The organism is Phenylobacterium sp. (assembly GCF_030654915.1).
GTDB lineage: Bacteria > Pseudomonadota > Alphaproteobacteria > Caulobacterales > Caulobacteraceae > Phenylobacterium.
On sequence record NZ_JAURWM010000359.1, the window covers coordinates 1 to 3,822 of the forward strand.

Annotated in this window: 4 protein-coding genes; 1 reads left to right on the top strand and 3 read right to left on the bottom strand. The window is 69.0% G+C overall.

From position 1 onward, the window contains the following. Positions 1 to 179 precede the first annotated feature (179 nt). Both Q7T84_RS18415 and Q7T84_RS18420 read right to left on the bottom strand, forming a co-directional pair. The gene (locus Q7T84_RS18415) at positions 180 to 1,409 is read right to left on the bottom strand and encodes an esterase-like activity of phytase family protein (protein ID WP_304811788.1); all 1,230 of its coding nucleotides are present in this window, start codon (positions 1,407 to 1,409) and stop codon (positions 180 to 182) included. Positions 1,410 to 1,462: 53 nt separating this feature from the next. Then, on the bottom strand, positions 1,463 to 1,945 hold the full coding sequence (locus tag Q7T84_RS18420) for a peroxiredoxin (RefSeq protein WP_304811790.1): 483 nt from the start codon (positions 1,943 to 1,945) through the stop codon (positions 1,463 to 1,465). Positions 1,946 to 2,060: 115 nt separating this feature from the next. Between Q7T84_RS18420 and Q7T84_RS18425 the strand changes: the two genes are divergently transcribed. Beyond that, complete coding sequence (locus tag Q7T84_RS18425) at positions 2,061 to 2,630, top strand: YqgE/AlgH family protein (protein WP_304811792.1); 570 nt, start codon at positions 2,061 to 2,063, stop codon at positions 2,628 to 2,630. Positions 2,631 to 2,685: 55 nt separating this feature from the next. Here the strand turns inward: Q7T84_RS18425 and Q7T84_RS18430 are convergent. Next, a partial coding sequence (locus Q7T84_RS18430; RefSeq protein ID WP_304811801.1) for a bifunctional diguanylate cyclase/phosphodiesterase occupies positions 2,686 to 3,822 on the bottom strand: 1,137 nt, incomplete at its 5' end.

The following is a 3,822-nucleotide window of genomic DNA, read 5'->3' on the forward strand; positions in this document are numbered from 1 at the left end:
CCCCCCCCCCCCCCCCCCCCCCCCCCCCCCCCCCCCCCCCCCCCCCCCCCCCCCCCCCCCCCCCCCCCCCCCCCCCCCCCGGCTGGGCTCGGCGCTTGAGGGCTCGCCCCCTCCACCACCCTGCGGGCGGTCCCCCTCCCCCGCTACGCAGGGGAGGAAAGCTCGAAGGAGATTCTCCCCTACCGCAGCACCGGCTCGTCGAAGGTGACGCGGAAGAACTGGGTCTGCGCGCCCTCGGTCCCGAAGTCGTTATCGTTGACGAAGATCAGTTCGCGGTCCGACATCACCGCCATGCCCTCCAGATCCACGACCACCTCGGGGGCGTCATCGGTCGAGAAGATCAGCGTCTTGGCCAGCACCGGCACCCCGGCGGCGGCCATGTCATCCGGTTCCATGGCTTCAATGGTCGGCTCAGCTTCGAGCGTCAGGCGATGAGCCGGCGCGCCGGCGCCGGTTAGTTCGACGAGATAGACCTTCGCCGTGCTGGATATCCGCTCCAGCACCAGCAGCCGGTCAGGGCCGACACAGACGGCTTCGCAAATCTTCAGGTCGCGGCGCTTGACCTCGCCGGCCCGAGCGTCGCGTTCGAAGCTCGACGGCCGATCGAACGGATAGACGTACTGAGCAACCACGGCGCCCGTGACTGCGTCGATTTTCCAGATTCGGCCATGGCGAGCGCGGGCCTCGTCGTCGCCATGGGCCAGGGGGCTCTGGAAGGCCGCGTAGAGCCACGCTTCACCCTGAGAGATGGCCAAGGCCTCAAAGCCACGATTTAACCGCCTGCGCCCCGCCACGGCCGGCAAGATGGGCGTGAGCGGCGAGTCGCACTCTCCGCTCACGCCTTGCGGAACCCAGCGGGTCGTCACCACGCCGTCGGAATCGATGCGCATCAGGGATGGGCCGTACTCGTCAGCCGCCCAGAAGCCGCCGTCGCTCAGCGCCACCAATCCCTCGGTGTCGGCGCCGCCATCGGCGGGCAGCGGTTGGCCCTCCAGATCGAAGGTCGGCTCCATCTGCGCCTCGCCGCCGCCCGGCAGCGGCAGGCCCGAGACCAGCCGCCCGGTCGGGGTACGCAGCGGCAGGGCGCGGATGAAGCGCACCTCGCCGTCCTTCAGGCTGAGCTCGGCGATGGTGGGGCCGATGTCCGGCCAGGGCATCACCTTGGCCCCGTCGACACCGGCCAAGGGGCGAAGGTGATCGAGACCGTAGTCCTCGACCGCCTGCTTGATTTTCAAATTGGGTCCGCGATCGCTGATGGCCCACAGCCGATCAGGCGGATCGCCAGGCCGGCGAGCGAGACCCGAGCCCAGGCCCAGCGTCACCCGCAACACCCCGCGCGGCAGGGCGATCTCGGCCAGCACCACGTCGCGCCAGGCCAGTCGTTCGATCTTGAAGTTATCACGTCTCATGGCGGCCAGGGCCAGTTGCGGGCGGCGCGCGAAGGCGTCGCCCGCGCCGGGTCCTAGAGCTGGGCCAGCATATAGTCGGCGGCCGAGACCTTGAATTCGCCGGGAGCTTCGACGTTCAGCTCCTTCACGACGCCGTCCTCGACGATCATCGAATAGCGTTGCGAGCGCGTGCCCATGCCGAACTTGGAGCCGTCCATCTCCAGGCCGATGGCCTTGGTGAAGTCGCCGTTGCCGTCGCCCAGCATCAGGATGGCGTCGCCAACCGACTGGCTTTCGCCCCAGGCCTTCATCACGAAGGCGTCGTTGACCGAGACGCAGGCGATGGCGTCGACGCCCTTGGCCTTGAAGTCGGCGACGTGATCCTTGAAGCCCGGCAGGTGCTTGGCCGAGCAGGTCGGGGTGAAGGCGCCCGGCACGGCGAACAGCGCGACCTTCTTGCCGGCGAAGATATCGTCCGTGGACATCGGACGAGGACCTTCCGGCGTCCCCGCCGAGAAGGTGGCGGCGGGCAGTTTGTCACCCACTTTGATCGTCATTGGTCTCTCTCCCTGATGAGGTTCGCCCACCAGATAACCCGGTCCGCTGTCGCTTCAACGCTCTTGTGTGCGGTCAAGACTTGAAAGCGCCGCGATACGGTTCAATTTTCAAGGGATGGAAGACGGCGTTTTTCTCTCCGGCCAGATGCTCATCGCCATGCCTGGCATCGGCGACCCGCGCTTTGAGCGCGCCGTGGTGCTGATCTGCGCCCACGACGAGGGCCACGCGATGGGCATCGCCGTGAACCGCCCGGTCGAGGGCCTGACCATTCCGGATCTGCTGACGCGGCTGGAGGTGAAGTCCACCATCGAGGTGCCCCCCGACCTGGTGCTGCTGGGCGGGCCGGTCGACCGCGAGCGTGGATTCGTGCTGCACACCGACGACTATAGCTCCGGCGAAGGCAGCCTGCCGATCCGGGAGGGGATCTCGCTCACCGCCACCCGCCAGGTGCTGGAGGCCATGGCCGGCCAGAACCGGCCGCCCCGACGCGCGATGCTCGCCCTGGGCTATGCCGGCTGGGGGCCTGGCCAGTTGGAGCGCGAGATCCGTGAGAACGTCTGGTTGATCTGCGAGGCCGACGAAGCCCTGATCTTCGGCCCCGACCACGAACTGAAGTGGACCAAGGCGCTGGCCAAGCTCGGCGTCGATGCGCGGTTGCTCACCGCCACGGCGGGGCGGGCCTAGCCAATCCGCTCGTCATCCTTCGGCTAACCGGAGGATGACGAGGTCGGGGAAGCCCCTAGCCCCGCGCCTTCACCGGCGCGGCGCCGTCCACATAGCTTTCGTTCAGATAAACCTCGGCCTCCTGCGGCGACAGCGCCGGCGCGTAGCCGAAGCCTTGGCCGTAGTCGCAGCCAAGCGACAGCAGGTGGCGAGCCATCTGGGCGTTCTCGACGCCCTCGGCGACAACTTCCAGGTCGAGGTCCTGGCCGAGCTTGACGACCGAGGAGACGATTTTCACCGAGCCCTCGTTGGTGGCCATGGTGCGCACGAAGTAGCGGTCGATCTTGAGGGTGTCGAACGGCAGCCGCGTCAGGTAGCTCAGCGACGAGAACCCGGTGCCGAAGTCATCCAGCGCCAGGGCCGCCCCGGCTTCACGCAGCTTGCCGAGCACGATGGCCGCGCGGTCGGGGTCGCGCATGACGTCGCCCTCGGTGACTTCCAACTTCAGCGCGCCCGGCGGCAGGCCGGTTTCGCGACGGATGGCGGTCACGTCGGAGATCAGGTCCGGCCGATCGATCTCGCCGGTCGAGAGGTTCACCGCCACGGTCAGTTCGCCGGCCGCGTGGTGGTCGCGCCGCCACTTGGCCAACTGATGCCCGGCCTGGCGCATCATCATCGCGCCCAGTTCGCTCATCAGCCCCATCTCTTCGCAGAGCGGCAGGAACTGGTCGGGAGTCAGCAGGCCGCGGCGCGGGTGGCGCCAACGGGCCAAGGCTTCGAAGCCCGAGAGGGCGCCGGTCGAGAGCCGGACGATGGGTTGGTAGAAGGGCACGATCTCGTTGCGGCCCATGGCGCCGCGCAGGTCGCTCTCCAGGGCCAGGCGCGAGAGGCCGTCGCTCTCCAGGCTGCGGCCATAGGCGGCCGCGCCGCCACGGCCGTTGCCCTTGGCCGCCTCGACCGCCAGTTCGGCCCGGCGCAGCAGCTCGGTCGCCTCGGGCGCGTCTTCTCCGCCGACCGCCTCGACAGCGCCGATCGACAAGGTCGGGTGGATATCGAAGCCGGCGACCCGGAGAGGCTGCTCCAGGGCCAGGCGCAGGGTCTCGGCGGCGGAGGGCCGCGAGATCGGAGCCAGGACGGCGAACTCGTCTTCGCCCACCCGCGACAGCAGGGCGTTTGGCGGGAAGGCGGCGGCCAGACGCGAACCGAGCGCCGC

What these genes read in the sequence shown, in the direction of transcription:
- Q7T84_RS18415 (WP_304811788.1), bottom strand. Translation starts at nt 1,409, where the DNA reads ATGAGACGTGATAACTTCAAGATCGAACGACTGGCCTGGCGCGACGTG.
- Q7T84_RS18420 (WP_304811790.1), bottom strand. Translation starts at nt 1,945, where the DNA reads ATGACGATCAAAGTGGGTGACAAACTGCCCGCCGCCACCTTCTCGGCG.
- Q7T84_RS18425 (WP_304811792.1), top strand. Translation starts at nt 2,061, where the DNA reads ATGGAAGACGGCGTTTTTCTCTCCGGCCAGATGCTCATCGCCATGCCT.